Below are 24,980 nucleotides of genomic sequence, written 5' to 3' on the forward strand. Positions count from 1 at the left end.
GCAGGACTACGCGGGAGCGATCTCCGGCGAGACGATCGCCGCCAGCAACCGTGCGCACCGCTGGATCATCGCATCGGCCGATTCTCGCGGGTGGTCGATCCACCACGTGATCAATGCATGGATGATGTTGATCCACGCGCCGGTGAGCGCTGAGGCGTCCAGTGAACTGCGGTTGCCCCTCGCCCGCAGGAACCGTTCGGTCCCGATGGCCGCCAGCGCCGCCGTCCGAGCCTGGTACGCCCGAGCTCGGCTCTGGAGCAGGCCGCCCGCCGGCAGCGACGGATCGAAGACCAGACGCCACGCGCTCGGGTAGGGCTCGAGCGCCTCGAAGATCGCCCGCATGGTCCCCAGCAGCGAGCTGATCGACGGATCCTCGCGCTTCATGGTCTGCTCGATGCGCTCGATCAAATCGTCGGAGACCTGGGCCAGACAGCGCAGGTAGAGCTGGTCCTTCGAACCGAAGTACTGGTAAATGAGCGGCTTCGAGATGCCGGCCCGATCGGCGATATCTACGATCGCCGCGGCCGCGTACCCATTGGCGGCGAAGACGTCGATCGCCGCGAGCAGGATCTGCGCTTCGCGTTCGGCCCGCGGAACGCCCTTCGTCCCGATCGAGTTGGTTCGCGTTGCGCGTGCGACGATGATCGCCGAACTCCGCGCAGTCTCCCGGGCACCAGGACCGGACCCAATGCCGCTGACCGTGGACACGAAACGCAGCTTACCGTAGGTTAACTGACCATAGAGTCAGTTCCCGGCGACCCCGAAGCGCACCCGAGAGGAAGACGACCTGCATGCCTGAGCAGCTGCGCGACCCACTCGTCTTCGCCATCCCATTCTTCATACTTTTCATGGTCATCGAGGTCGTCTCGATGCGCTTTCTGGATGACGAGGATGATCGCTTCGTCGGCTATGAACGGCGTGACAGCCGCACCAACATCGCGATCGGACTCGGCTCCCTGGTGATCAATGGCGCCGCTCGATTCGCCGCGCTGCTGCTCTATTCAGTGCTCTATGCGATCACGCCGCTGCGGATCGATCCGCACAACTGGTGGAGCTGGGTGGTCGTCCTGCTCGGGGTGGACCTCATCTGGTACAGCTACCACCGGGCCTCCCATCGGGTCCGGCTGCTCTGGGCCGGCCACCAGGTGCATCACAACAGCCAGCGCTTCAACCTGTCGACGGCGGTCCGACAGAAGTGGAACCCATGGTTCGAGCTGCTCTGCTGGGTACCCCTCCCGCTGCTCGGCGTCCCGCCGTGGATGATCTTCTTCAGCTTCTCGATCAACCTGATCTTCCAGTTCTTCGTCCATACCGAACGGATCGGACGGCTACCCAAGCCGGTTGAGTACGTCTTCAACACGCCGTCGCACCACCGGGTGCATCACGCCAGCGACCCCGAGTATCTGGATCGGAACTACGGCGGCATCCTGATCGTCTGGGACCGGATGTTCGGCAGCTACGCCGAGGAGCAGCGCCGGCCGACCTACGGCCTCACCAAGAACATCGATAGTTTCAACCCACTGCGACTGCAGTATTACGAATACGGCGCGATCGTCTCCGACGTTCGGCGGGCCCAAAGCTGGCGCGAGCGAATCGGTTACGTCGTCGCGCCGCCCGGCTGGACGCCCGCCGCGACAACCGCGCCGGAGGCTACCGTCGACCCGGCCGACGGGCGGGTGGCACCTCCGATGTCGAGCAGCGCACCCAAGTAGGCGCGCAGGCTGTCGGCATCCGGCAGCTCCAGCGTCGACGGTGAGATGACCAGCGAGATGGCCAACCGGAACGTCCACTCGGTGATTACTCGGGCATCTGTGCGCGCCGGCAGCTCGCCGACACTCACCAGCAGTTCGATGTGTGGGGTGAGCGCGTTGAGACAGAGGTTGATCATCGGTCCGGAGTTAACGGTGAACCACGGAAGAACAACCTCCGGATTCTCGCGCAGCCCTTTCTGCAGCAGCGGGTGCTGCCGGCCGAACTGAACGCTGAAGACCACCGCATCGACGAATCGCTCCCGCGGGCTTCCCGGCGTGGTGAGCACCGACTGGGCGATCGCGAAGTAGCGGCTGAGTTCGCGGTGCACGAGGGCACCGATGATGGCCTGCTGGTCACCGAGGTACTTGTACACGGTGGGGCGCGAGTAACCCGAACGCTCAGCGATCGCGGCGTGCAGCCGGGTGCTGTAGCCGCTGTCCATCAGGCATTGGTAGGCGGCATCGAGGATGCGAGCCCGAATCTGGTCATCAGCGCTCGCCGACTCCGCACGACCCCGCGCTGGCGATGCAGCTGCACTCGGCGTGGGCGCACCACCTTGAACAACCACTCGCCCACCCCTGTAGCTCAAAACTTCCCCCGGTTGCCTGACTCTACCGTTCAGCGCGACACGGCGGTCGGCTCTCGATACCGTTGTTCGCCACACTCTATTTACCCTTGACGCTCCGTCTCACATAGGTTTACGGTTCGGTGGTAAACGAAAATTTCCCCCGCTTCAACGTGGTCCCCCGGCCCCGCTGGCGCGTCAAATCACTCGGCCCCGGCGGGCCAACGGAGGACGAGTTCACTGATGAGTGCGCCAGCGAAGAGCTCCGCGAAGCTCACCGACAAGCAGGTCGTCGCCTCCCGCCTGCTCGGCGGATCGGTCAAGCGTTCCTACGATCCGGCGATCGACATCGACTGGAAGGCGCCGCTGGATCCGGAACGCTTCTTCCTGCCGCCAGGCATGAGCACCCTCTACGGCACGCCGCTGTGGGACGGGATGAGCCAGCAGCAGCGCATCGAGCTGACCCGCCAGGAGCTGGCCAACATCCTGAGCGTCGGGATCTGGTTCGAGAACATCCTGATCCAGGGCCTGGCTCGGATGATCCTGCACAACGACCCGACCGCCCCCCATGTTCACTACGCCCTCACCGAGATGGGCGACGAGACCCGGCACATGGTGATGTTCGGCCGCGTCATCGAGACCATCGGGGCGAAGCCGTACCCGCTCTCGAAGCCGCAACTGGCCGTGGTGAGCCAAATGCCCCGGGGCCTGCGCGGCACCATGCTGTGGGTCGCGGCGCTGGTTGGCGAGGAGATCTTCGACACCCTGCAGCGCGAGATGGTCGCCGACCCGCAGCTGCAGCCGATCGTCTCCCAACTAATGCGCATTCACGTCACGGAGGAGGCGCGCCACATCCGATACGCCCGGGAGGGTGTAATGCGGCGCCTCAACGAGGCCAGCCGCTTCGATCGGGCCACAGTGGCCCGGATGAGCGGTCTCGGTGGCCCGTTGATGGCCTACGCCTTCACCAACCCGGAGATCTACCGGCGGGTCGGCCTCGACCCCAAGGTCGCCCGGGCGCAGGCGCTGGCCAACCCGCTGCACATCGCGAACAAGAAGCGCGGCTTCGCCAGCCTCGGCAAATTCCTGATGGAGAACGGGGTGCTCTCCCCTATCGCCCAGCGTTCCTGGCGACGTAGCGGCTTCCTCGACTGACCGGAGCGCGGCTCTTCAGCCCCCCGCTCGACTCAGCTCAGGAGTCGTGGCCCAGGACGCGGTTCAAGACCTCGCTGTCTTCGCCGTCGGCGCGGCGGCGGCGACCGGCGGCCGGCTTCGGCGCCGCGGCGATCTCCTCAGCGTTCGGACGACGGCGCCCCACGTAGCTGCTCGCGGGCGGCTCATCCGGCAGCAGGTCGGGGCTGGAGAAGACGCCGATGCGTGGCATATCGGCGAACGGATCCCAGCTCGCGCTCGGCTTGACCGGCTCAGGCCCAGTGGATTCGGGCCTGCCTGATTCGGGCTTACTCGATTCGGGCCTGCCTGATTCGAGCCTGCCTGATTCGGGTCGAGTCGCCTGCGGGTCAACGCTTCCGAGGGTTGAAGAGTCGGGTTTGGTGGCCTCAGCTCCGTTACTCACCGTCTTGGCCCCCGCAGTCGGCGAGACCGCGGTGCCGTTCGGCCAGGTGATCCCGCTGAACGCAGACGACGCGGCGGCCGGCGCCGGACTCGGGTTCGGGCTGCTCGTCGCGGGCGCCGGAGCTGCCGGACGGTAGAGCGGGGCGGCCGGCGGCACAGGAGCCGGAGCCGGAGCCGGAGAGACAGGGGCTGGCGGCGCATAGGCGGTCGGTGGCTCGGCGGCGGACGGATCGTTCGTCACGACTGGTGGTCGCTTCGCCGCGTCATAGGCCGGTAGCCAGGTCGTCGCGTTCGAGGCGGCGGAGAGCGGCTGATCCGTCGCCGAAGCCACTTCAGCCGCCGGTTGGGCCGGCTGGCTCTGCGGGGCCTGCGTGATCGCGGCTGGCTTGGCCCAGTCGGCCGCCGGGGCCCCGAACGGATCATCGCGGGCGACGGCCAGGCGACGCACCTCTTCGTGCAGCGATTGGATATCCGAGCCGATCACCCGCGTGGTCTCGATGCGCTCCAGCCGCAGCTGCCCGTCGAACTTCTCGTTCATCTCGCCCCGGAGACCGGAGACCTCGCCGCGCAGATCGGCCAATTCCGAGCGGAGCACTCGTTCGATCTCCCGGCGCAGCATCACCTCGAGCTGCATCTCGTAGCGTTCGCGGAAATCGTCGATCATGGCCAACTGCGCACTCGGATCAGTGCCGTCGGCGTCATCATGTGCGTCCGAGTGGTGGCGGGGGTCCATCGTGGCGATGTAGCCGGTGGCGATACCCCAGAGCCCGATTACGATGCCGATCGACATCATCTTCTGCGACTTCCCGAGCACCACCAGGGCCAGGCCGACGGCGCCCAGCAGCAGCGCGACCGCCATGCCTACCGTGCGCAGAGTCCGCCGCGAGCGCGAGATCGGAGCGGCCGGCATGGGTCGATCCTACCGGCAGCAGCGACCCCACCAGAAGCCGCGAAATCAGCCCCAGCTCAGCTTTTGGGGTCGTTCGGGATAATCGCCGACCGCTCGAGGAGGAGTCCAGCACCCAGCAGGAGCGCCGAGGCGGCCAGGCCGAAGGCGCTCACCGTCGCGTCGTGACGCGCCGCCGACACCGTCGAGACGATCGGCAGCACCCGCAGCAGCATGGCCGCAAAGGCGCCGCCGACCGCGGCTGCCCCCAGCGCTGAGGCCTTTCCCAGGGCGGCGCAGCGAGCGATCGCGATGGCCGTCATCACCTTGGCGTCGGCCTCGTGATTGATCACGTCCCGCACCCGCTTGGCGATGGCGAACTCGACGATCGCCAGCGCGATGAGCGGGATCGGCACGAAGTAGCTCAACGGAGCCAGCGACCCGTAGGTACCGCGCAGCGCGAGTCGGACAACGCCCAAGACCAGCACGAACGGGATAGCCAGATCGAGCACCGAAGTACGGCGGATCACGGCGCACCGACCAGGAGATCCAGTTCGGGACGCGGCCGCACGCCGCGGACCTCATCGACATCCAGATCGTCCAGCAGGCGGGCAACCGGCCCTTCGGGCAACTGGGCGTCGGCGTCGGCGTCCAGCCAGGGCACCAGCACGAAGGCACGCTGGGCGGCAAACGGATGCGGCAGCCGCAGTTGCGGGTCGTCGCTGCGCACCTCGTCGACCGCGATCACGTCGACGTCCAGTGTGCGCGGCCCCCAGTGCACTTCCCGGCTGCGGTCAGCGGCCCGCTCGCAGTCCTGCGCCCGGCGCAGCCATTCCTGCGCATCAGCCCGCGAATCATCAACGATTACCACCGCGTTCAGGAAATTCTGCTGCTCGACGCCACCCCAGGCCGGGGTCTCATAGACGCCGGAGGTGGCGACGATCCACTCCGCCAGCGCAGCGACCGCGCCACGCAGATACCCGAGGCTGTCACCGATGTTCGACCCGATCGAGAGTACGGCCCGACTCAAATCCGACCCTCCCGTCGAGGCGGCACGCCCGTCATCGAACACGCCGAATGGTCACCGAAACATCAGCAAAAGTAAGCGGGATCGGCGCCTGCGGCTTGTGCACGGTGACGGTCGCCGCCTCGACTCGCGGATCGGCCAGGCAGACGTCGGCCAGCCGCTGGGCCAGCCGCTCCAGCAGGTTCACCGGCTCGCCGGAGATCACTGCGGCCAGACCCTCGGCCAACTCCCCGTAGTGCACGGTGTCGCCCACTTCGTCGCTCGTCGCGGCGGGCGCGGTGTCGAGTTCGAGGACGACATCCACCACAAAATCCTGCCCGTCGCGTCGCTCGAAATCGAAGACGCCGTGGTGTCCACGCACTCGCAGCCCGGTCAGCGTGATCAGATCAGCCATCTCGTCACTTCCCCGCTCGTTCAATCGCCGCCACCACGGTGGCCGCGTCCACGGCGGCCCGAACCTGATGCACCCGGACGGCCCAGGCACCGCGCAGAGCGGCGTACGCGGTGATAGCTGTGGTGGCGTCCTCCCGCTCCGCGACGGGACGCGATCGGCTGGCGCCGGCGGGATCCGGCCGACCATCGCCGAGCAGAGACCCGAGGAAGGACTTGCGGGAGGCGCCGACGAGCACCGGGAATCCGAGCGCCTGCAGCTGCCCGAGCTCGGCCAGCAGCCGCCAATCGTGCTCGGGCTTCTTGGCGAAACCGAGGCCGGGGTCGAGGATCAGTTGAGTGGCGTCGACGCCTGCGGCCAGGGCGGCATCGATGCGCTGCCCGAGTTCGCTCAGCACATCGGCGACCACGTCGTCATAACTGGCCAGCGTGCGCATCACGGTGCTGTGCCCGCGCCAGTGCATGAGAATCCACGGGCAGCCCGAGTCGCGAACTACCCGAGCCATATCGGGATCGCCGAGCCCCCCGGAGACGTCGTTGACCACCAGGGCGCCGGCGGCCAACGCCGCCTGGGCCACCGAAGCCCGCATCGTGTCGATGGAGACCGCGATGCCTCGTTCGGCCAGCGCTCGGATCACCGGTACCACCCGCTCGGTCTCAGCCTCGACGGCAACCCGCTCCGCGCCCGGGCGGGTGGACTCGCCGCCGACATCGATCAGCTCAGCGCCGTCGCGCCACATCTGCTCGGCCCAGCTGATGGCGTCGTCAATGGTGCGGTACCGACCGCCGTCGCTGAAGGAATCCGGGGTGACGTTCAGGACGCCGAGCACCGCCATCCGGTCGGCACGACGAGGCAGCACTGCGTTCATTCCAGCAACCGGTCCGTCCAGTTCGGTGTCGGGCGAGAGTGTCGGGCGAGAGTGTCGGGCGAGAGTTCAAAGCGGGCGAGTCGAGCGGGTGAGGCGAGCGGGTGAGGCGAGCGGGGCAGGCGAATCGGTGATGCGAGCGATCAGCGTCCGAGAATCAGGCTCATGGCTTCGGCGCGGGTGCGCGAGTCGCTCTGAAATATGCCACGCACGGCGGAGGTCAGCGTCCGTGCCCCCGGTTTGCGCACGCCCCGCATGGCCATGCAGAGGTGCTCGGCCTCCAGCACGACGATGACCCCACGTGGCTGCAGCCGGGACATCACCGCGTCCGCGACCTGCGAGGTGAGGCGCTCCTGCACCTGCGGGCGTTTGGCGTAGAGATCGACGACCCGGGCCAGCTTGGAGAGACCGGTGATCCGGCCGGAGGCCCCCGGGATGTACCCGACGGCGGCGGTGCCGTGCCAGGGCACCAGATGGTGCTCACAGGTCGAGTAGAGCGGGATGTCCTTCACCAGGACCAGCTCGTCGTGGTGCTCGTCGAACTGCGTCTCCAGCACATCGTCCGGATTCAGATGCAGTCCGCCGTAGATCTCGGTGAACGACCGGGCGACTCGCTCGGGCGTGCGCTCCAGACCGGGACGGTCCGGATTCTCGCCGATCGCGAGCAGCAACTCGCGGACAGCCGCCTCAGCCCGGGCCAGGTCGATGCCGCCGGGCTCACCATCGGGTTCGGTCATTTCGACTCGGCGGAGCCGCCATCGGGGTTCTGAGCCGGCGGATCCGGGAAGGCCGTCGGCGGGTGCCATTCGTACGGGTTCGGCGGCGGCAGCGGGGCCGAATTCGGCGGCGGGTAAGCGCCGGCCGGGTAGCCGGCGGGCGGCGGGTAGCCCGCCGGAGACGGCGCCACCTCGGGGGCCTGATGCGCCCCCGGAGTGCGTGAACCGTTGGCTCCGTGGGCCCGCGTTCCGTTGGCGGTGGCCTTGGCCAGCAGCACCTCGCGGGTCGGGATCTCGACCGGCGGCTTGTCACTCGGCGTGCGCTTGCCGAAGGCGGTGAAGGAGTTGTGCGGCGGACGCTTGCGGACCGGGGCGAGGATGCGGTCGAGATCTTCCTTGTTCAGCGTCTCCCGCTCGACCAGTTCCAGCACCATCTGGTCGAGGAGGTCGCGGTACTGAACCAGGATCTCCCACGCCTCGTCGTGCGCCGCCTCGATGATGTCGCGCACCTCGACGTCGATCTCTGAGGCGATCTCCTCGGAGTAGTCGCGCTGGTGACCGTAGTCGCGCCCCATGAACGGCTCGGCATCGCCGGTGCCGTACTTCACGGCACCGAGCTTAGAGCTCATGCCGTACTCGGTGACCATGGCCCGGGCCAGCGCGGTCGCCTTTTCGATGTCGTTGGAGGCGCCGGTGGTCGGCTCGTGGAAGACGAGCTCCTCAGCGGCCCGACCGCCGAGACCGTAGACGAGCTGGTCGAGCATCTCCGAGCGCGTCTGGGTGAAGCGGTCCTCCAGTGGGAGCACCAGCGTGTGCCCGAGGGAGCGTCCGCGCGGCAGGATGGTCAGCTTGTGAACCGGGTCGAGGTTCGGCATCGCCCAGGCGGTGAGCGCGTGGCCGGCCTCGTGGTAGGCCGTCACCCGCTTCTCCTTGTCGCTCATAGCCCGGGTCTTGCGCTCCGGGCCGGCGATGACGCGGTCGATCGCCTCTTCCAGGGATGCGGTGGTGATCAGCCGGTCGTTGGTGCGCGCGGTGAGCAGCGCCGACTCGTTGATTACGTTGGCCAGGTCGGCCCCGGTGAAGCCCGGGGTACGCCGGGCGATGACCGAGAGGTCGACGTCCGGGGCGAACGGCTTGCCCTTGGCGTGCACCGCGAGAACGGCCTTGCGCCCCTCGATGTCCGGGGCGCCGACGGCGATCTGGCGGTCGAAGCGGCCCGGACGCAGGAGCGCCGGGTCGAGGATGTCGGGGCGGTTGGTGGCCGCGATCATGATGACGCCGCCCTTGACGTCGAAGCCGTCCATCTCGACCAGCATCTGGTTGAGGGTCTGCTCACGCTCGTCATGGCCGCCGCCCATGCCGGCGCCACGGTGGCGCCCGACCGCGTCGATCTCGTCGACGAAGATGATGGCCGGCGCGTTGGTCTTGGCCTGTTCGAAGAGGTCACGCACCCGCGAGGCGCCGACGCCGACGAACATCTCGACGAAGTCCGACCCGGAGATGGAGTAGAAGGGCACCCCGGCCTCGCCGGCGACTGCGCGGGCCAGCAGCGTCTTGCCGGTTCCGGGCGGGCCGTAGAGGAGCACACCCTTCGGGATCTTGGCCCCGAGGGCCTGGTAGCGCGCCGGGTTCTGCAGGAAGTCCTTGATCTCGTCGAGCTCTTCGATCGCCTCATCGGCGCCGGCTACATCGGCGAAGGTGGTCTTCGGGGTGTCCTTGCTGACCAGCTTCGCCTTGCTCTTGCCGAAACTCATCACCCGGTTGCCGCCGCCCTGGACCTGGCTCATCACCCAGAACAGGATGCCGCCGATCAGCAGGATGGGAAGGAAGCTGCCGAGCAGGCTCAACCAGATGTTGCTCTGGCTCACCTTGGTCGTGTAGCCGCCACTCGGCCCGCTGGCCGGGACGTGCTTGAGCAGCGCGTCATAGACCGAGGCCGAGGCGTCGGACGGGTAGTACGCCTGCACCTTGCTGTGGCCGTCGATCGGGGTCTTCAGATCGAGGTCGATGTACTGCTCTTTGTCGTGCTGGGTGGCCTTGACGACTTGATCGGTGTTGATCGCGTTCAAGGCCTGGGCGGTGGTGACCGACTTGTAGTCGTCGCCGCTGGATAGCGCGGAGGACAGCACGAAGTAAGCGATGACGGCTAGCGGAATCCACAGCCAGAAGGACCTGACCAGTCGCTTACGGTTCATTTGCAAACACCCATATACCTAGTCGGGAGTCTGGCCTCCCGCGCTCCTCCTGCTCAAGCCTGGATTTCCCGCGAATTCACCTGTCGACGGTACACGGCAGGGGTCTACGTCCGTGATCTGCGCTTACCGACGCCTTACCATCTGTCGTCCAAACGCTTCGCTCTGTCGCACAGTTCCTGCTAATTGTGCCCTGGGGCCGCGTTACGCGCTGGGCGAACGGGTCAGCCGCCGTAGACCGACGGCGCGAGCCGACCGATGTAGGGCAGATCCCGGTAGCGCTCGTTGTAGTCCAGGCCGTAGCCGACCACGAAATCGTTGGGGATGTCGAAGCCGACATAGCGCACCGGCACCTCGACCTTGATGGCGTCCGGTTTACGGAGCAGGGTGACGATCTCCACCGACGCCGGGTTGCGGCTGTGCAGGTTCTTCAGAAGCCAGGAGAGGGTCAGCCCGGAGTCGATGATGTCCTCGACGATGAGCACATGCTGGCCCGAGATGTCGCGGTCGAGGTCCTTGAGGATGCGCACGACGCCCGAGGAAGTGGTCGACGAGCCGTAGGAGCTCACCGCCATGAACTCCATCGTCGAAGGCCGTTGCAGAGCCCGGGCCAGATCGGACATGAACATGACCGCGCCCTTCAGCACGCCCACCAGTAGTGGCTCCCGATCGCTGTAGTCAGCGTCGATCTCGGCCGCCAACTCCGCGATCTTGGCCGATATGGCGTCGGCGCTGAGCAGTTCGGCCTCGACGTCGTCATCCAGAACGGACACTGGTCACTCTTCTCTCGGCATCAGCCGTCGGGTTCCGTCGGAGCCGGTCGAGGCCCGACGTCACCGTGCGGGGGAATCAGCTCCAGCCTGCCAGACGACCGAACGACCGCGAATCCGCCCGGCAGATCCACCGCGCCCTGCCCGCGCCAGTTCGACACGAGCGCCTCGACGTCAGCCGTCTGGGCGGCACTGAGCGCGGCGGCCGGGCTCGCGTTGGCCACCCAGAGTCGGATCACCCGGGTCCGGATCGCCTTCGGCAGCACGCGCAGCTCGGGCACCTCCAGCGACGAGGCACGCTCGCCGGACGCTCGCGCTCCGCCGGCGGTGGCGGCAAGGGCCGACTCGGCGAGCTCGTCGAGGGCGTCCAGGTCGTCCTGCAGCAGGGTGGCCGTGCGGGCCAGCGCTTCGGCTACGCCACCCTGCAGCGCCTCCTCCAGCTGCGGCAGAAGCCGGCGCAGCCGCACCCGCTGGTAGGCCAGGTCGTCGTTGTGCGGATCCTGCCAGGGCGTCAGTCCGAGCGCCTCGCAGGCGGCCTGGGTCACCTCACGGCGCAACCCGAGCAGCGGGCGCAGGTACTCACCCCGCGCCTCCCGCATGCCGGCGATCGAACGCGGCCCTGAGCCGCGACCGAGGCCCAGCAGCACCGTCTCGGCCTGATCGTCGAGGGTGTGGCCGAGCAGGATCTTGGCCCCATGCGCCGCGGCGACGCCGTCCAGTGCCCGGTATCGGGCGCTGCGTGCATCGGCCTCCGGTCCGTGTCGGCGGGCGACCCGAACCGGGAGCACCACCACCGGGTCCAATCCGAGGTCGTAGCCGAACTGGGCGACCCGTGCCGCCTGCTCGCCGGATCCCGGCTGCAATCCGTGATCCACCGTCACCAGCCCGGCGTTGCCCCGCCGGCGCGTTTCGAAGGCGAGTGCGGCGGCCAGGCTGAGCGAATCGGATCCACCGGAACAGGCAACAAAAACCGGCTGATTCTCACTCGAGAGATCAATTCGTCGCAGCGTCGCCCGGACGGCTAGACGCACCTTGGCCACGGCCACCGCGGGACCCATCAGCCGTGGACGCGAGCGATCCAGTCGGCCGGAACGGCGATCTCGGCCTTGGTCGGCAGCGTCTGCGGCGAGGACCAGATGGCATTGAAATCCTCGATGCCGACCCGATTCACCACCGTCCGGACGAAGGCCGAGCCGTTGACGTACTGGCGGGTCTTCGCGTCCAGGCCCAGCAGCTTGCGCAGCAGTTTGTCGAACGGATTGCCGCCCTTGCGCCGCTGCCCGAAGCGCTCCTCGATCAGGCGCTGGCTGGGGATGACGTCCGGGGAGACGGCGTTCATCACGTATTCGGCATGCCCCTCGACCAAGGACATGAAGCCGGTGACCCGATCGAGCACGGCCCGCTGCTCTGGAGTGGCCAGCAGGCTCATCACACCGGCCCCGTCGCCCTGCCCGCGGGCCATCTTGGAGAGTTCGGTGAGCGCGCTGCTGACCCGCTCCCGCAGCGCGTTCGGGTCGGTGTCGATGGTCTCCGACAGCGCGCTCACCTCGGCCAGCATGTGCTGGCGCATCCATGGCACGGCGGTGAACTGGACCCGATGGGTCACCTCGTGCAGGCAGACCCAGAGCCGGAAATCGCTGGGGTCGACGTTGAGCTGGCGCTCGGTGGCGACCAGGTTCGGCGCCACCAGCATCAGCTGGCCCCCGGGGTCGGCGAAGAACTCGAACTGTCCGAGCACCTTGCTCGACAGGAACGCGACGATTGCCCCCGCCTGCGTGCCGGTGACCCGGGCGCCGATGGCCTGCCCGACCCGTCCGACCGGATTGGCGTCGGTGAGCTTCTCGACCAGCGGGGTCATAACGGTCTGCATGCCGCGGACGTTGACGTCGATCCAGCCGGCCCGGTCGACGACGGTGGTGCGGGCGCTCACCGGTGGCTCGACCAGCCGAGTCAGCTCGGCGACATGGGCCGCGGCCGTGTGGGTGGCCCGGTAGAGCTCGGCCACGGCCGCCTCGGCGGTGGCCCGATCGACGCTCGGCGGGGCGGGGCTGAGGCGCTTGGCCGTCGCGGCGGCGAGGTCCCAGTCGATGAGCGATCCCATGCGGCCACGGTACTCACCCGGCGGCGAGCCTGAACGGCCCCTCGGGGTGCGGTTCACGAGGTTGGACCTATAGGACATTAAGTCCGCTCTGGGCGAAGTAAAGCTCCAGTTGCTGAGGTGCCGATTCGACGAGAGAATCGTTCTCTCAGGGCCGCACAACCCCCCTACGCCGCCCCTGCCAGGAGAAGCCGTGCTCGAACCGCCGATGCCTGAGCCTTCGCTCAAGCCAGCAGTCTCGATTGCGCTCCCGGAAATATCGACCGGAGCTTCACCGACCGCTACCGCGGGCGCACCCGCCGGCGTCCCCGGAACCGAGACGGACTCGGCCTCGCCCCGCTCGCGACTCAAGGGACTGCGCCGCGGACGGGGCCAGTCGGAGGAGGCCGGCAGCGATTCGACGGGCGAAACCACGTCCCGTCTCAGCCTCGGTTCGGCTCGGCAGGGACGCAAGGCGGCCGCTGAGCGTCAGCGCGCGCTGCAGGAGGCGTGGGACCGCGAAACGCGGGTTCGCGAAATGGTGGAGGCTGAGACGGCGGAGCGTCAGGCCGCCCTGGCCGCCGGCGCCACCCGACCGCCGGCCCAGCATCGAGCACCCGAGCCGGAGCCGGAACCGGTCGTCGCCCGCGCACAGAAGTCCCCGGCTGACTTGGAGAAGGCGGCGGCGCGGGCCCGCCGGCTCGCCGAGCTGGACGCACTGGCCGCCGGACGCTCGGCCGGCGCAACGATCGAGGTGTCTCCCGCTCCACTGACCCCTCCGGCCGCACTGACCCCTCCGGCCGCACTGACCCCTCCGGCCCCGCTGGCCGCTGTGACCCCTCCGGCTCCACTGACCCCTCCGGCTCCGTCTGTGCCGCCAGCTCCGTCCCCGGCCACCAAGGGGCACGACGCCCTCCTGCAGGAGGCGCTCGCCCAGGACGCCGCCCGCCGCGCGGCACCGGCCGACGCTGCCCTGGCCGATCGCTCAGCGCGGGAGGCTGAGCGTGCGGCCGGGGCGGCGCGGGAGATCGCCCAGCAGGAACAGGCCGAGCAGGAACGCGCCGCGGTGCTGCAGGCCGAGCGAGCGGCTGAGGTCCTCCTCGAGGAGCAGCGGATGGCGCACGCCCGCGAAGTAGCCGAGCGCGAAGCCGCAGCGGCGGCCCAACTAGCGGCCGAGGCGGCGGCCCGACTGCGGGCCGAGGCGCAGGCCAGACTAGAGGCCGAATCCCGCGAAGCCGAAGCTCGGGCTCGTGAGCTGGCCGAAGTGCAGGCCCGGGAAGCCGAGGCCCGCGAAGCACTGGCCCGCGAAGCACAGGCCCGCGAACTGGCCGCCCAGGAGTCCGCGCGCCGGGAGGCGGAGGCTCGCCACGAGGAAGCCGAGCGCGAGGAAGCCCAGCGGCAGGAGCTCCAGCGCCAACGCGAGGCTGAGCTGGCCCGCGAGGCGGCACGAGAAGCCGAAGCGCGGGCGGAAGCCGAAGCCCGGGCAGAAGCCGAAGCCCGCGCAGAAGAGGCGGCCCGCGCGGCAGAGGTGGTAGCGGCCCAGCTCGAGACATCCGGCAGTGCCGAGACACTGGCCCTGCAGGCCGCGATCCAAGAGGCCGAAGCGCGCGCCGCGGCCGCCGTCGAGGCTGCCCGAGCCGAGGCCGCCGAGCGCGAAGCCGCCGGCATTGAGGCGGCACTGGCCGAGGCGGCGGCCCGCGTCTGGGGCGCTCGTGAGGCGGCGCTGCGGGAATCCGAGGGACGACGGGGCGCCGAACTGAACGCAGAGGCGCTGCGGGACGAGATGTCCCACGAGCGCCGGGCCCGGGAAGCCGCCGAGCAGGAGGCCGTCTGGGCCCGCCGCTCGGCCGAACTGGAGATCCGTGCCCGCCAACTGGCCGAACGGGAGGCGGAGGCCGCGCTGAAGGAGGGCGGACGCCGAGTCGACGTCGCGCCCAACGTCTATGGGAGCCAGGCCTTCGACGAGCCGACCTGGCGCGAGTCGGTTCAGGCCCGCTCCGAGGCGAACACCGCCCACTCCTCGCTGCCGCGCGAGGAGTCGATCGCCACCAAGTTCGCGCAGTCCAAGCTGGCCGCCGCCGGCGGCTACACGCTGCCCAGCGTCACCAGCACGATCGCCGGGCGCCGCTCCACCGAGGACGGCGGCGCGCACGCGGCTGTGACCGCAGGCGGTCAGCACGCGAGCCAGAGCGATCCGGTCGCCGCACTGGTGGCGGCCGCTCCCCCGGCGGTGGTGAACTCAGTTCCCGTTGCCTACGGGCCGCCGGTCAATCCACCGCCGCCCATCGGTGCCGAGCCGGCCGCGTCGACGTACTCCACCTCCGGTGCGATGCCGGAGCCCAGCTACGAGCCCCCCGGCTACGGAACGGTGAGCCGCTCGGGCGCCACGCCGATCGAGGCGGATCCGGTGCGTGAGTCGGGAGAATCGTGGGGCGATTACGACGCCCGCCGCCGCACCACGCCGTACGCCACCCCGGTGCGCCCCGTCTCGGGGAAGGCAATCGCCGCGCTGCTGCTGGCAATACCGGGAATCTTCCTACTTTCCCTGCCCTTCGCTCGCTCAGCCTCGAAGGAGATACGCCGCGGTGCCCGCCGCGGACGAGTCCTGGCCCAGGCTGCCACACTCCTCTCGCTGGTCTGGATCGGCGTCGCCGGCTACGCCGGTTACACCTACTACCAGCAGAACTACGCGAACGGGCTCCGCAGCGCGGACGGCGAGATCATCCGATCCGGGGCGATGGATCCGAAGCAACTGCGAGCCGGCGACTGCCTGAACCTCGCCCCCTCGATCACCGTGGCCAAGACGGTTCCCGCAGTGCCCTGCAGTGAGGCCCACAACGCCCAGGTGTTCGCGCTGACGCCGCTTCCGGCTACCACGAACTTCGCCGGTTCGGCCGCGGTGAATCAGGTCGCCGTCAAGGCCTGCGCGCCGAAGCGGGCCGGCTACGTCGGAAAGCGCAAGACGCCGCTCACCCTTTCGGCGCTCTCGCCGGACGCGCTGCAGTGGACGGCCGGCTGGCACGCAGCGGCGTGCGTGCTGATTTCCGGGCACACTGTGACTGGCGACGTACGTAACGCCCGCTGAGTTAGCCCGGCCGGGAGGTAGCTTTGCCCAGACGCAGGGACGGCCTCACCCCCGCAACGGCACCGGATTCACCGCTCGCCGCGCCGCTGCTCACGTCCCGAGACGTCGAGATCTTCGAGCTTGCGCCCTATGACGCTTACGAGGCCTTGCCACAGACGCCCGAACGTCTGGATGTCGGGACCAGCGTGCCGCGACGGCGGACCTACCTCGCAGTCGCAGCCCTGGCCGTCGCCGTGCTGGTCGCGGGGAGTCTCTACGCCGCACTGCACCGGCCGGCGGCGCAACTGACGCTGCAGCACAAACTCATCACCAACGCCTCAGGGGTGCTGGAACAGGCTGAGAAGCTCACCACCACCCAGGTCGCGCTCCGCCATGGGGTCTCGTCGGCCGACACCCGCTGCTACCTGGCCCATTCGACGCAGCCCGGCCAGGGGAGCAGTGAGATCGACCCATACGCCTACTGCGGGCCGGTGCTCTTCATCCAGGGCAACGCCGGGTCGGAGTACCTGACCTACCGGCTTGAGTCGAGTCCGTCCGGTAGCGGGGTGGGCCTCAACGTCACCGCGGCAGATCTGACCTCCTCCCAGCCACAAGCGCTGCCTTCCTCGGTGCAGCGCCCGGACCATCGGCGCCCACCCGATGGGGACGGTGGTCTGAAGCCGCCGCCCACACCGTTCGCGGAGAACGGCAGCCTGGCCATCGGGGTCGATCAGCTGACCCTGCCGGAGGTGGCTGGACAGCCGACGATGGGTGGACGCTCCGGCGCCTACACGCTGGCTCGGGCCGGCTACGTGTCGAGCTATGGCAGTGGCGACTTCGCCCGGCAGGCGGCCCCCGGTCAGCGGTTGCTCGGATTCGAGATCGACAGCCTCGGCCTGCTCGACGGCTACGCCGGCGACGAACTCACACCCGATCGGATCGGCATCTCCATCGACGGCAGCCCGATCATGGCCATCGCCAGCGACCAGCAGACGACCTTCGGCGTGGTGTCGGTGCCCAGCGGTGCCACCGATGTGGAGCTCGTCCTCACCGGTGACGACCTCATCCAGACCATCTCGCTACCGGACGGAAAGTTAGGCGCGAGCAACGTCGCCGTCCTCGGCCGGCGCAATCGCGTGCAGGCCTTCGGGGTGGACTCGACGGTGCCGGTCTCGATTCTGCGAAACGGCCGAACCACTCAGGTTCCATTGCGGATTCTCGAGCTGCAGACCGAGTTGGCCTACACCGGGGTCGGTGGCCGGCGCGCCGCGCCCGGGATGGCCGAGTTGGACGTCTACGTGCAGTACAGCCTCCCCGATCTCCCCGATCCGACCGGCACGACGACACTGCCACCAGACCTGCTCAGCCTCACCCTCCCCGGCGGGAAGGTGCAGCACGCGCCGACCCAGGTACACAATCCCTACGACGTCGCGGTCGGCGCCTTCCAGGTGCCGGCCGACGTCACCTCGGCCACCCTGGCCATCTCCGGCCACGCAGCGGCTCCCGGCGGCGGCACGATGAGCCTGGCCCGCCCCCTGACGATTCCGCTGACCTTCCCGCCCGGATAGGGGGCGTCAGCTGCAGCCGCAGCCCGCGAGAGCCGCCGCGACCGCGTCCAGCGCCGCCTCAGCCGACACCGTGTCGGCCGCCGTCGGGCCGACCTGATCGGCCATCAAGGCGAAGATGAGCTGCCGCCCGCTGGCATCGTGAACCACCCCAGCCAGCGCCGACACCGACGTGAGCGTGCCCGTCTTGGCCCGCACGACCCCGGCACCGGACTGCGACGAGGTGAGGTACCGATCGGCCAGCGTCCCGTCCCACCCGGCGACCGGCAGCCCGGCCAGCACATCATGCAGCGCGGCCCGGGCCGGATCGGGCGACGTCGTCACCTGCAGGATCGCCGTCAGTTGAGCCGGGGAGAGACGGTCGCTGCGGGCGAGCCCGCTCCCATCGCGCAGCGCGCCGGTGATGTTCACCCCGAGCTGGCCCAGCACCCGGGCCACCGCGACGGCGGCTCCGGCGAAGGAGGCCGGTTTGTCGGTGGCCAGGGCGACCTGGCGCGCCAGCTGTTCGGCGATGACGTTGTCGGAGTCGATGAGGGCCTGCTCGACCAGCTCGCTCAGGGGTGGCGACTGCACGGTGGCCAGGGTCCGGGCACCGGCTGGGGCCACGCCGCTGGTCACGGCGCTGGCCGGCAATCCGAGCGCGCTGGCCAGCGCCTTACCGGCCGCGGCCGCGGGGTCTGCGCTGCGGATGACTGACGTCGGAGTGTCGCGCCCACCGTCCACCATCAACGCGGTGATGGGGGCGCCGTAGCTGGTCGGCACGTCACTGGCGTCCCAGTCCGGCGAGACGGCCGGTCCGCTGAACAGCGACGTGTCGTCGATGATCGAGGTGACGTTCAAGTCGATCTGCGCCTTCAGCTGGGCCGCCAGGTCGCTGATCCGCGCTGCGTCCGGGTAGGCACTCGCCGCGCCCCCCTTCGCCCCGCTGAGCGTCGGGTCGCCCGCACCGACCAGCACCACACTCCCGGGCCGGGGCCCGGCCACGACCCGGGTGATGATCCGGGCGTTGGGATCCTTCACCGACAGCAGCGCGGTCGTGGTCGCCAGCTTCGCCGTCGAGGCCGGCGAGGTCGAGGTGGCCGCGCCCTTGCTGAGGAGCACGGCCCCGGTGCCGGCGTCGCGCACCTGCGCCAGCACCCGGGTGCCCAGCCGCGGGTCGGCGAGCGGGGCGGCCAGCACGGCGGCGACCCCCCGCAGCGTTGCCGGCGGGGCCGGGACCGGCGTCGCGGTGGGGGCCGGCGCGGTTCCGGCGGCCACCACCTCGGCGGGTAGGGGCGGCGCGGTGGCGACCACGGTGACGGCGCTCAGCCGGGCGGCCACGAAATAGCCGGCTACGCCCAGTACGCAGGCAGAGAGCATGATGAGAAGCACACCGAGCCCGGTCCGGGTTCTGCCAGCTCGCATAATGGGCCAGACTAATGGTCGATGCCGCAACGCCGCGGCCCGCCTCGACCCGCCGAGGCCTGTCTCAGGGAGTACACACGTGGAGTTCGACGTCCTTATCGAAATTCCCAAGGGAAGCCGGAACAAGTACGAGGTAGACCACGAGACCGGCCGCATCCGTCTGGACCGCACCCTCTTCACCTCGACCCAGTACCCGGCCGACTACGGCTACATCGAGGACACCCTCGGCCAGGACGGCGATCCGCTGGACGCGCTGGTCATCCTGCAGGGTGACCCGCTCTTCCCGGGCACGCTGGTGAAGTGCCGGGCGATCGGGATGTTCCGGATGACCGATGAGAAGGGCCCGGACGACAAGGTGCTGGCGGTGCCGTCGAGCGACCCGCGTCTGGAGCACCTGCGCGACATCCACCACGTGCCGGAGTTCGACCGCCTGGAGATCCAGCACTTCTTCGAGGTCTACAAGGACCTGGAGCCGGGCAAGAGCGTCGAGGGCGCCTCCTGGGTCGGGCGCAAGGAGGCCGAGGACGAGATCGCGCTGTCGATCAAGCGGCTGAAGGACAACCCCGACGCGATCGCGCACTGACCCCATTTACCACCACGCTTTTGGCACAGCGGCCGGGATAATCCCTGCAGGTGTGCCAAAAGCGAGGGGTTACTCGACGGCCGTCGCGCTGATCGCCCGGTAGGACAGGTAGGCGCCCGGTCCGCTCTTGGCGCAGGTCAGGCCGTCGCCGGAGCGGCGTTCGACCCGCACCGTGATGTCGATGAGCCCGTGCGGTCCGGCGACCCGGGCCACCGCGGCCCCCTCCCGCACCGGCGTGGCGCTGATCAGTCGTAACTGATCGATCTCGCGCAGCGCCAGGTGCTCGTAGGCGAAGGCCATCGCGGCCTGGGCTTGTGGGGTGAAGCCGACGCGGCCGCGCAGCAGCGCTCCGATCACCTCACCGCTGTCGGCGGCATCGGCGAACTCGGCTGCGGCGAAGGGGAGCACCCGGCCGTAGAGCATCCCGGACGGGAGCACCAGCACGTTGGCCGCGAAACGCTCGCCACCGACATGGCTGCACTCCCAGACGCGCCCCGGACGGGCAGCGGCCAGCGCCGCGGCGACCGGCCGCCCCCGCAGGGCGCAGCAGGCATCGTGCTTGCTGTGCGCACAGACGAGGTAGATGGGACTGGGATCGGCGACTCCGCCGGAGCCGTCGAGGGGCACCTCCAGCATCTCGCGATCGTCGGCGAACTCGCCCCAGCGCAGCACCTCCCGGCCCGGTCGGGCGTCGACGTAGGCCCATTTGCGCGGCCCGCCGGCCGGCGTACGTCCGGGACGGCGGATCGCCAGCAGGCGGGCCCCGGCGGCGTCGGTGCGGCGGTACAGCGACTGGGCCAAGTCGCGGTCGAAGTGTGACTCGGTCAAGCCCGAGTGCCCCCACGGGCCGGGCTGCTCAACCAGCAGCAGTCGGTAGGCCGGAAACGCGGTCCCAAGCATCGGGTCGCCCCGGAGCTGGGCCCGCAGCGCGCAGCGGTCGAGCGTCTCCCGAGGTCGGGGCGCAGTGTGATGAGCGGCGGTCATGCCCGCGGTGCAGGCTGGCCCGGCGCCGGTACGACCACTGCTTCACGGAGCAGGCGCCGAGCCACCACCAACTGCTCGTCGGCATCCAGACCGGGCAGTTCAGCCGGGGTGAAGGCATTGCCGGTGAGGACCCACTTCACCGCCGCCTCGGCCGACAGGGGGAGCGAGATGCTCCGATCGATGAGCTGCAGCCGGACCGCATCGGCCTCGCTGCTGGCCCGGGCCCGCAGGGCTGGGCGCAGCTGCAGGGGGGTTTCGGCGGTGAGGGCGTCGGCGGCGGCGAGTTGGGCCAGCGGCGCCAGCGGCGCCGGACGCATCGCCCGGGTCAGGTCAGCGTCCAGCACCTTCGCCACGTCGGCGGCATCGGCCCCTTCGAGCCACTGCTGGAGGGCGAGCACCGTCGCCCGCAACGGCGGGGCCAGTGTCTCCGGGTCACCGAGGTCGCGGCCCATCGGCAGTGAGGCCCGCAGCGACTCCTCGCGCCGAGCAGCGGCGAGCAACGCCGTTACGAGCGAGGCTCGAGTCACCGGGTGCACGCCCACCGTCAAGTGGATCGAGGTGTCTCCGAGGGCGCTCGCCGAATGCAGGAAACCCCGTGGAAGATAAAGGGAATCCCCCGGTTCCAGCACCGTGTCGATGATCGGTTCCTCGCGACTGCGCTCGGCGACCGCGTCCTTGCGCTGCTCCCAGGGCTGATCCGGCAGCGGGTCGCGGAGCACCGGCTCGTGGATACGCCAGCGCTTGCGGCCACTGATCTGCAGCACGAAGACGTCATGGACGTCGTAGTGGGCGGCGAAGCCCTGGTTCTGCGGCGGGGTGATGTAGGCGTTGATCTGCACCGGATGCCCGAGTTCCGCGGCCAGCGACGAGCCGAAGTCGACCAGCGGCGGCCAGGTGCGGTGCAGCGCCTGCAGGACCAGGGTGGCACCGCCGGCCAGCTGCTCCAAGACCCGGTCATCGGCCACCTGATCCGGGGCGGTGGCCCCGGCTCCCCCACTACGCGTAAAGCGCTTCGAGTCGAGCACAGAGCCGTCCTTGGCCATCCGCAGGAACGGCGTGCGCAGCCCACGTCGGGAGACGAGCTCGTCCACCGCGGCGGCGTCGAAGAGGTCCCCGAAGCTGCGGGGCAACTCCCGGCCGAGGGTGAGCAGCGGACGGTTTCCCCAATGATTTTCGGCGAATTCGTCGTTGCTCAGGGCAATGCAGCGGGCCAGCATGTTGGGCGAACCCGAACCGACGAGGTCGGTCGCCGCCTGCGCGGCCGACCCGTCGGCGTGGGCATTCTCAGTCACCTGCGGCAGGTCAGATCGGCTCAGGAGTCGGCGCCACCGTCAGCGCCACCATCGCCACCGGCCGCGCCACCATCGGCCCCACCGTCGTGGAATCCGGCGCCGCCGTCACCGCCCGCGTCGGCCGCACCATCCGCGCCACCGTCGCCGGAGTCGGCGCCACCGTCAGCGCCACCATCGCCACCGGCCGCGCCACCATCGGCCCCACCGTCGTGGAATCCGGCGCCGCCGTCACCGCCCGCGTCGGCCGCACCATCTGCGCCACCGTCGCCGCCTGCCCCGCCGTCCGCTCCGCCGTCGGCCGTGGTGATGTCGTCGTCGTTGATGCTCATCTGCGCTCCTGGGAGAGAGTCCGGGCCGGCGAGATCCGGCCGCACCTTCCAACTTAGTGCGCCGTCAACCCGCCGCACAGGCACCCCCTCCGACGGCTCCGCCGAGCTCGACCGGTCACCGCACCGGTTCAACGCAGAAGTCAACGCCGCAGGAGTTCCTCGACGTCCCGGCGATCAGGACGCGATCGGACGCGCAGCCCGATGCAGGGCGACGATGCCGCCGGTGAGGTTGCGCCACTGCACCTCGCCCCAGCCGGCGGCCGCCACCTTCTGGGCCAGTGCCGTCTGGTCGGGCCAGCTGCGGATCGACTCGGCCAGGTACACGTAGGCGTCCGGATTGGAGGAGACACGGCGGGCGATCGCGGGGAGTGATCGCATCAGATAGTTCATGTAAATATGACGAAACGGCGAGAAGACGGGGCGACTGAACTCGCAGATCACCAGCCGCCCACCCGGACGAACCACCCGCGCCAGCTCCCGCAGTGCCTGATCGACGTCGGCGACATTGCGCAGTCCGAAGGAGATCGTGGCGGCGTCGAAGACTTCGTCGGCGAATGGGAGATGCAGCGCGTCACCGGCGATGAAGGGCACCGAATCCCGGCGTGAGCGCCCGGCCATCAGCATCCCGATCGAGAAGTCGCAGGCGATCGCGGTGGCCCCGGAGCGGGCCAGCTCGACTGTCGAGACCCCGGTTCCGGCGGCGAGATCGAGGACCCGGTTCTCCGGTCGCAGATCCAGCGCCTGCCGGGTGCGGCGGCGCCAGTAGCGATCCAGGCCGCCCGACAGCACGGTGTTGGTGATGTCGTAGCGGCGGGCGACGCCGTCGAACATCGTCGCCACTTCATGGGGCTGCTTATCCAGGGTTGCGCGCGTCATCGTGCCATCTATTCTGCCCGACGCCCCTGGGCCTGCCCCAGCCGGACGGTCCCGAAGACCACCAGCGCGAAGCAGAGCAGATAGGTCACGATGTGCACCACGCCCGTCGGGACGGCCTGGTGCAGCAGTAGCACCCCGAGCAGCACGGCCACCACCGGTGCGGTCGACTCATTGGCCGGGAAGCTCGCGGCCAGCGGCCCGACCTGGAACGCGATCTGTAGCACGATCATCGACAGCACGCCGACCAACATGACACCGAAGAGCGGCACCAGCCCGCGGGGCGAGAAGAGCTCGTCCCGCCCGCCGTCGTGGTAGACGCTGGTGGTGGCATTGAGCAGCACGCCCACCAGGCCGTAGCCAGCCCCGGAGACGCCCCCGTAGACACCCGCCCGCACCACAGCGCTGCGACCACGGGCCACGAGGAAGGCGATCGCCCCCAGCGCCAGCGCAATCAGAATGGTGACCAGCGCCAGCCCGGTGGGCAGGGGTCGGCCGATTCCCGGGTCACCGACCAGGGCGGTGAAGACGCCGAGACCGATGAGGATGGCCAGGCAGGAACGGTAATCCGCTCGCGTCGGCCGCGGACCGCCGAGCAGCCACCCCACCGGCAGCGAGACGGGCACGGCGAGCACCAGCAGCGGCGAGATCAGCACCACCGGCCCGGTGGCCAGCGCGATGATCTGCAGCAGCAGCCCGCAGGTGTCACCCCCGACCGAGGCGAGCCAGCGCGGGTTTCGCAGCAGACCGACCAGGCGACGGGCGTCTATCTCACCGGCGCCGGTGTTGACGGCGGAGTGCTGGACGGCGTTGGAGGCACCGTAGGCCAGGGCAGCGCCGATCGCGCAGGGAACAGCTACGGCCAGCGACACCCGGCAACGTTATCGTTAGCTGGCGGCGCTGACCGGGAGCAGCGTGCGCTCGGCGGGATTGAGCGCGGTCGAGGCGAAGTGCGAGTGCACCCGGCTGTCCACCGGGTCATCGGCCGGGTCGGTGTGCACCACCAGGTGGCGGTACAGCGTGTCCCGCTGGGCCGGAATGCGCCCGGCGCTTCGGATCAGATCGATCAGCTCGTTGAGGTTCGAGCGGTGCCGGGCACCGGCCGAGGAGACGACGTTCTCCTCCAGCATCACCGAACCGAGGTCGTCGGCGCCGTAATGCAGCGTCAACTGCCCGATGTCCTTGCCGGTGGTCAGCCAGGAACCCTGCAGGTGATTGACATTGTCGAAGAAGAGGCGGGCCACCGCGATCATCCGCAGATACTCCAGCGACGTGGCTTGGGTGCGTCCCTTGAGGTGGTTGTTCTCGGCCTGGTAGGTCCAGGGGATGAAGGAACGGAAGCCACCGGTGCGGTCCTGCACATCGCGGATCATCCGCAGGTGCTCGATGCGCTCGGCGTTCGTCTCGCCGGTGCCCATCATGAAGGTCGCGGTGGACTCGACACCGAGACCGTGCGCGGTCTCCATAACCTCGAGCCACTTCTCGCCTGACTCCTTCAGCGGCGCGATGGCGGTGCGGGGACGGGCGACCAGGATCTCGGCCCCGGCGCCGGCGAAGGAGGCCAACCCGGCGGCGTGCAGCCGGGTGATCACCTCATCGATCGGCAGGTTCGAGGTACGCGAGATGTGCATGACCTCGGACGCGCCCAGCGAGTGCAGGGTAAGCGTCGGGTATTCGCGGGCGATGGCCGAGAAGGTCTCCTCGTACCACTCCATACCCAGCTCCGGTGAGTGGCCGCCCTGCAGCATGATCTGGGTGGCGCCCAGGTCGACCGCCTCGCCGCAGCGGCGCAGGATCTCCTCCTGCGGGTGGGTCCACCCCTCGGCGTGCTTGGGTGCGCGGTAGAAGGCGCAGAACTTGCAGGCAGTCAGGCATACGTTCGTGTAGTTGATGTTGCGATCGATGATGTACGTCGCGATGTTGTCCGGGTAGCGCCGCCGGCGAACGGCGTCGGCCGCCTCACCGAGGGCGTGCAGCGGCGCATCGGTGTAGAGGTACAGGGCCTCCTCCGGGCTGATCCGCCCGCCGTCGGCACCACGCTGCAGGAGCTCAGATATCTCACGCGTCATG

24 protein-coding genes are annotated in these 24,980 nt (G+C 69.3%); 5 read left to right on the forward strand and 19 right to left on the reverse strand.

Annotation, left to right across the window (positions count from 1 at the left end; translation table 11 throughout):
* Window positions 1-6: 6 nt before the first annotated feature.
* Complete coding sequence (locus CPH63_RS01220; protein WP_157749193.1) at window positions 7-708, reverse strand: TetR/AcrR family transcriptional regulator; 702 nt, start codon at window positions 706-708, stop codon at window positions 7-9.
* Between the two features lie 83 nt (window positions 709-791).
* Here CPH63_RS01220 and CPH63_RS01225 point away from each other — a divergent pair, with 83 nt between their 5' ends.
* The gene (locus CPH63_RS01225; RefSeq protein WP_096301213.1) at window positions 792-1,712 is read left to right on the forward strand and encodes a sterol desaturase family protein; all 921 of its coding nucleotides are present in this window, start codon (window positions 792-794) and stop codon (window positions 1,710-1,712) included.
* Here the strand turns inward: CPH63_RS01225 and CPH63_RS01230 are convergent.
* Window positions 1,598-2,320, reverse strand: a complete 723-nt coding sequence (locus CPH63_RS01230) for a TetR/AcrR family transcriptional regulator (protein WP_197704517.1) — start codon at window positions 2,318-2,320, stop codon at window positions 1,598-1,600. The genes CPH63_RS01225 and CPH63_RS01230 overlap by 115 nt on opposite strands.
* 240 nt (window positions 2,321-2,560) lie before the next feature.
* Between CPH63_RS01230 and CPH63_RS01235 the strand changes: the two genes are divergently transcribed.
* Complete coding sequence (locus tag CPH63_RS01235; RefSeq protein ID WP_096301215.1) at window positions 2,561-3,472, forward strand: diiron oxygenase; 912 nt, start codon at window positions 2,561-2,563, stop codon at window positions 3,470-3,472.
* Window positions 3,473-3,509: 37 nt separating this feature from the next.
* Here CPH63_RS01235 and CPH63_RS01240 read toward each other — a convergent pair whose 3' ends face one another.
* From CPH63_RS01240 to CPH63_RS01285, 10 genes are all read right to left on the reverse strand, one after another.
* Window positions 3,510-4,802, reverse strand: a complete 1,293-nt coding sequence (locus CPH63_RS01240; RefSeq protein WP_096301216.1) for a DUF6779 domain-containing protein — start codon at window positions 4,800-4,802, stop codon at window positions 3,510-3,512.
* Window positions 4,803-4,858: 56 nt separating this feature from the next.
* Window positions 4,859-5,308, reverse strand: coding sequence for a DUF3180 domain-containing protein (locus CPH63_RS01245; RefSeq protein ID WP_096301217.1), 450 nt, complete (start codon window positions 5,306-5,308; stop codon window positions 4,859-4,861).
* On the reverse strand, window positions 5,305-5,808 hold the full coding sequence (gene folK, locus CPH63_RS01250) for a 2-amino-4-hydroxy-6-hydroxymethyldihydropteridine diphosphokinase (RefSeq protein WP_096304863.1): 504 nt from the start codon (window positions 5,806-5,808) through the stop codon (window positions 5,305-5,307). Before folK ends, CPH63_RS01245 begins: the two co-directional genes overlap by 4 nt.
* Window positions 5,809-5,839: 31 nt before the next feature.
* Complete coding sequence (gene folB / locus CPH63_RS01255) at window positions 5,840-6,199, reverse strand: dihydroneopterin aldolase (RefSeq protein ID WP_096301218.1); 360 nt, start codon at window positions 6,197-6,199, stop codon at window positions 5,840-5,842.
* 4 nt (window positions 6,200-6,203) lie between these two features.
* Window positions 6,204-7,064 carry a dihydropteroate synthase gene (gene folP / locus CPH63_RS01260; protein WP_096301219.1) on the reverse strand — a complete coding sequence of 287 codons (861 nt, stop codon included), beginning with the start codon at window positions 7,062-7,064 and terminating at the stop codon, window positions 6,204-6,206.
* A 140-nt stretch (window positions 7,065-7,204) separates the two neighbouring features.
* Window positions 7,205-7,798: a GTP cyclohydrolase I FolE gene (folE, locus tag CPH63_RS01265; protein WP_096301220.1), complete on the reverse strand. Its 594-nt coding sequence runs from the start codon at window positions 7,796-7,798 to the stop codon at window positions 7,205-7,207.
* Window positions 7,795-9,972: an ATP-dependent zinc metalloprotease FtsH gene (gene ftsH, locus CPH63_RS01270; RefSeq protein WP_096301221.1), complete on the reverse strand. Its 2,178-nt coding sequence runs from the start codon at window positions 9,970-9,972 to the stop codon at window positions 7,795-7,797. Before ftsH ends, folE begins: the two co-directional genes overlap by 4 nt.
* 221 nt (window positions 9,973-10,193) lie before the next feature.
* Window positions 10,194-10,733: a hypoxanthine phosphoribosyltransferase gene (gene hpt / locus CPH63_RS01275; protein ID WP_197704673.1), complete on the reverse strand. Its 540-nt coding sequence runs from the start codon at window positions 10,731-10,733 to the stop codon at window positions 10,194-10,196.
* A 29-nt stretch (window positions 10,734-10,762) separates the two neighbouring features.
* Window positions 10,763-11,797, reverse strand: coding sequence for a tRNA lysidine(34) synthetase TilS (gene tilS, locus CPH63_RS01280; protein ID WP_172892136.1), 1,035 nt, complete (start codon window positions 11,795-11,797; stop codon window positions 10,763-10,765).
* Entirely contained in the window at window positions 11,797-12,840 is a 1,044-nt protein-coding gene (locus CPH63_RS01285) for a zinc-dependent metalloprotease (RefSeq protein WP_096301223.1), read from the reverse strand. Before CPH63_RS01285 ends, tilS begins: the two co-directional genes overlap by 1 nt.
* Before the next feature lie 190 nt (window positions 12,841-13,030).
* Here CPH63_RS01285 and CPH63_RS01290 point away from each other — a divergent pair, with 190 nt between their 5' ends.
* Together CPH63_RS01290 and CPH63_RS01295 are read left to right on the forward strand one after the other, a co-directional pair.
* A complete protein-coding gene (locus CPH63_RS01290; RefSeq protein ID WP_096301224.1) occupies window positions 13,031-15,901 on the forward strand; it encodes a DUF4190 domain-containing protein in 2,871 nt (956 codons plus the stop codon).
* A gap of 23 nt (window positions 15,902-15,924) precedes the next feature.
* Window positions 15,925-17,448: a hypothetical protein gene (locus tag CPH63_RS01295; protein ID WP_096301225.1), complete on the forward strand. Its 1,524-nt coding sequence runs from the start codon at window positions 15,925-15,927 to the stop codon at window positions 17,446-17,448.
* A gap of 6 nt (window positions 17,449-17,454) precedes the next feature.
* Here the strand turns inward: CPH63_RS01295 and dacB are convergent, their stop codons facing one another.
* Window positions 17,455-18,849 carry a D-alanyl-D-alanine carboxypeptidase/D-alanyl-D-alanine-endopeptidase gene (dacB, locus tag CPH63_RS01300; protein ID WP_172892137.1) on the reverse strand — a complete coding sequence of 465 codons (1,395 nt, stop codon included), beginning with the start codon at window positions 18,847-18,849 and terminating at the stop codon, window positions 17,455-17,457.
* Window positions 18,850-18,928: 79 nt separating this feature from the next.
* Here dacB and CPH63_RS01305 point away from each other — a divergent pair, with 79 nt between their 5' ends.
* Window positions 18,929-19,432, forward strand: a complete 504-nt coding sequence (locus CPH63_RS01305) for an inorganic diphosphatase (protein WP_096304865.1) — start codon at window positions 18,929-18,931, stop codon at window positions 19,430-19,432.
* A 69-nt stretch (window positions 19,433-19,501) separates the two neighbouring features.
* On the opposite strand, the gene CPH63_RS01310 is transcribed toward CPH63_RS01305, so the two are convergent.
* From CPH63_RS01310 to mqnC, 6 genes are all read right to left on the reverse strand, one after another.
* Window positions 19,502-20,416, reverse strand: coding sequence for a sucrase ferredoxin (locus tag CPH63_RS01310; RefSeq protein ID WP_096301227.1), 915 nt, complete (start codon window positions 20,414-20,416; stop codon window positions 19,502-19,504).
* A complete protein-coding gene (locus CPH63_RS01315) occupies window positions 20,413-21,633 on the reverse strand; it encodes a JmjC domain-containing protein (RefSeq protein WP_096304866.1) in 1,221 nt (406 codons plus the stop codon). The genes CPH63_RS01310 and CPH63_RS01315 overlap by 4 nt, the downstream gene beginning before the upstream one ends.
* A 95-nt stretch (window positions 21,634-21,728) precedes the next feature.
* Complete coding sequence (locus CPH63_RS01320) at window positions 21,729-22,037, reverse strand: BatC protein (protein WP_096301228.1); 309 nt, start codon at window positions 22,035-22,037, stop codon at window positions 21,729-21,731.
* A 174-nt stretch (window positions 22,038-22,211) separates the two neighbouring features.
* A complete protein-coding gene (locus CPH63_RS01325; protein ID WP_096301229.1) occupies window positions 22,212-22,913 on the reverse strand; it encodes a demethylmenaquinone methyltransferase in 702 nt (233 codons plus the stop codon).
* An 8-nt stretch (window positions 22,914-22,921) separates the two neighbouring features.
* Window positions 22,922-23,782, reverse strand: coding sequence for a DMT family transporter (locus CPH63_RS01330; RefSeq protein WP_096301230.1), 861 nt, complete (start codon window positions 23,780-23,782; stop codon window positions 22,922-22,924).
* 15 nt (window positions 23,783-23,797) lie between these two features.
* Window positions 23,798-24,979 (reverse strand): cyclic dehypoxanthinyl futalosine synthase, encoded by a 1,182-nt coding sequence (mqnC, locus tag CPH63_RS01335; RefSeq protein ID WP_096301231.1) that lies wholly within the window; start codon window positions 24,977-24,979, stop codon window positions 23,798-23,800.
* Between the last annotated feature and the right edge of the window lies 1 nt (window position 24,980).

This window comes from Jatrophihabitans sp. GAS493 (assembly GCF_900230215.1).
Lineage (GTDB): Bacteria > Actinomycetota > Actinomycetes > Mycobacteriales > Jatrophihabitantaceae > MT45.

Coding starts and splice junctions, on each gene's coding strand:
- CPH63_RS01225 (WP_096301213.1), top strand. CDS start 792: ATGCCTGAGCAGCTGCGCGACCCACTCGTCTTCGCCATCCCATTCTTC.
- CPH63_RS01235 (WP_096301215.1), top strand. CDS start 2,561: ATGAGTGCGCCAGCGAAGAGCTCCGCGAAGCTCACCGACAAGCAGGTC.
- CPH63_RS01240 (WP_096301216.1), bottom strand. CDS start 4,802: ATGCCGGCCGCTCCGATCTCGCGCTCGCGGCGGACTCTGCGCACGGTA.
- folB (WP_096301218.1), bottom strand. CDS start 6,199: ATGGCTGATCTGATCACGCTGACCGGGCTGCGAGTGCGTGGACACCAC.
- folP (WP_096301219.1), bottom strand. CDS start 7,064: ATGAACGCAGTGCTGCCTCGTCGTGCCGACCGGATGGCGGTGCTCGGC.
- folE (WP_096301220.1), bottom strand. CDS start 7,798: ATGACCGAACCCGATGGTGAGCCCGGCGGCATCGACCTGGCCCGGGCT.
- ftsH (WP_096301221.1), bottom strand. CDS start 9,972: ATGAACCGTAAGCGACTGGTCAGGTCCTTCTGGCTGTGGATTCCGCTA.
- tilS (WP_172892136.1), bottom strand. CDS start 11,797: ATGGGTCCCGCGGTGGCCGTGGCCAAGGTGCGTCTAGCCGTCCGGGCG.
- CPH63_RS01285 (WP_096301223.1), bottom strand. CDS start 12,840: ATGGGATCGCTCATCGACTGGGACCTCGCCGCCGCGACGGCCAAGCGC.
- dacB (WP_172892137.1), bottom strand. CDS start 18,849: ATGCGAGCTGGCAGAACCCGGACCGGGCTCGGTGTGCTTCTCATCATG.
- CPH63_RS01310 (WP_096301227.1), bottom strand. CDS start 20,416: ATGACCGCCGCTCATCACACTGCGCCCCGACCTCGGGAGACGCTCGAC.
- CPH63_RS01315 (WP_096304866.1), bottom strand. CDS start 21,633: ATGCTGGCCCGCTGCATTGCCCTGAGCAACGACGAATTCGCCGAAAAT.
- CPH63_RS01320 (WP_096301228.1), bottom strand. CDS start 22,037: ATGAGCATCAACGACGACGACATCACCACGGCCGACGGCGGAGCGGAC.
- CPH63_RS01325 (WP_096301229.1), bottom strand. CDS start 22,913: ATGACGCGCGCAACCCTGGATAAGCAGCCCCATGAAGTGGCGACGATG.
- mqnC (WP_096301231.1), bottom strand. CDS start 24,979: ATGACGCGTGAGATATCTGAGCTCCTGCAGCGTGGTGCCGACGGCGGG.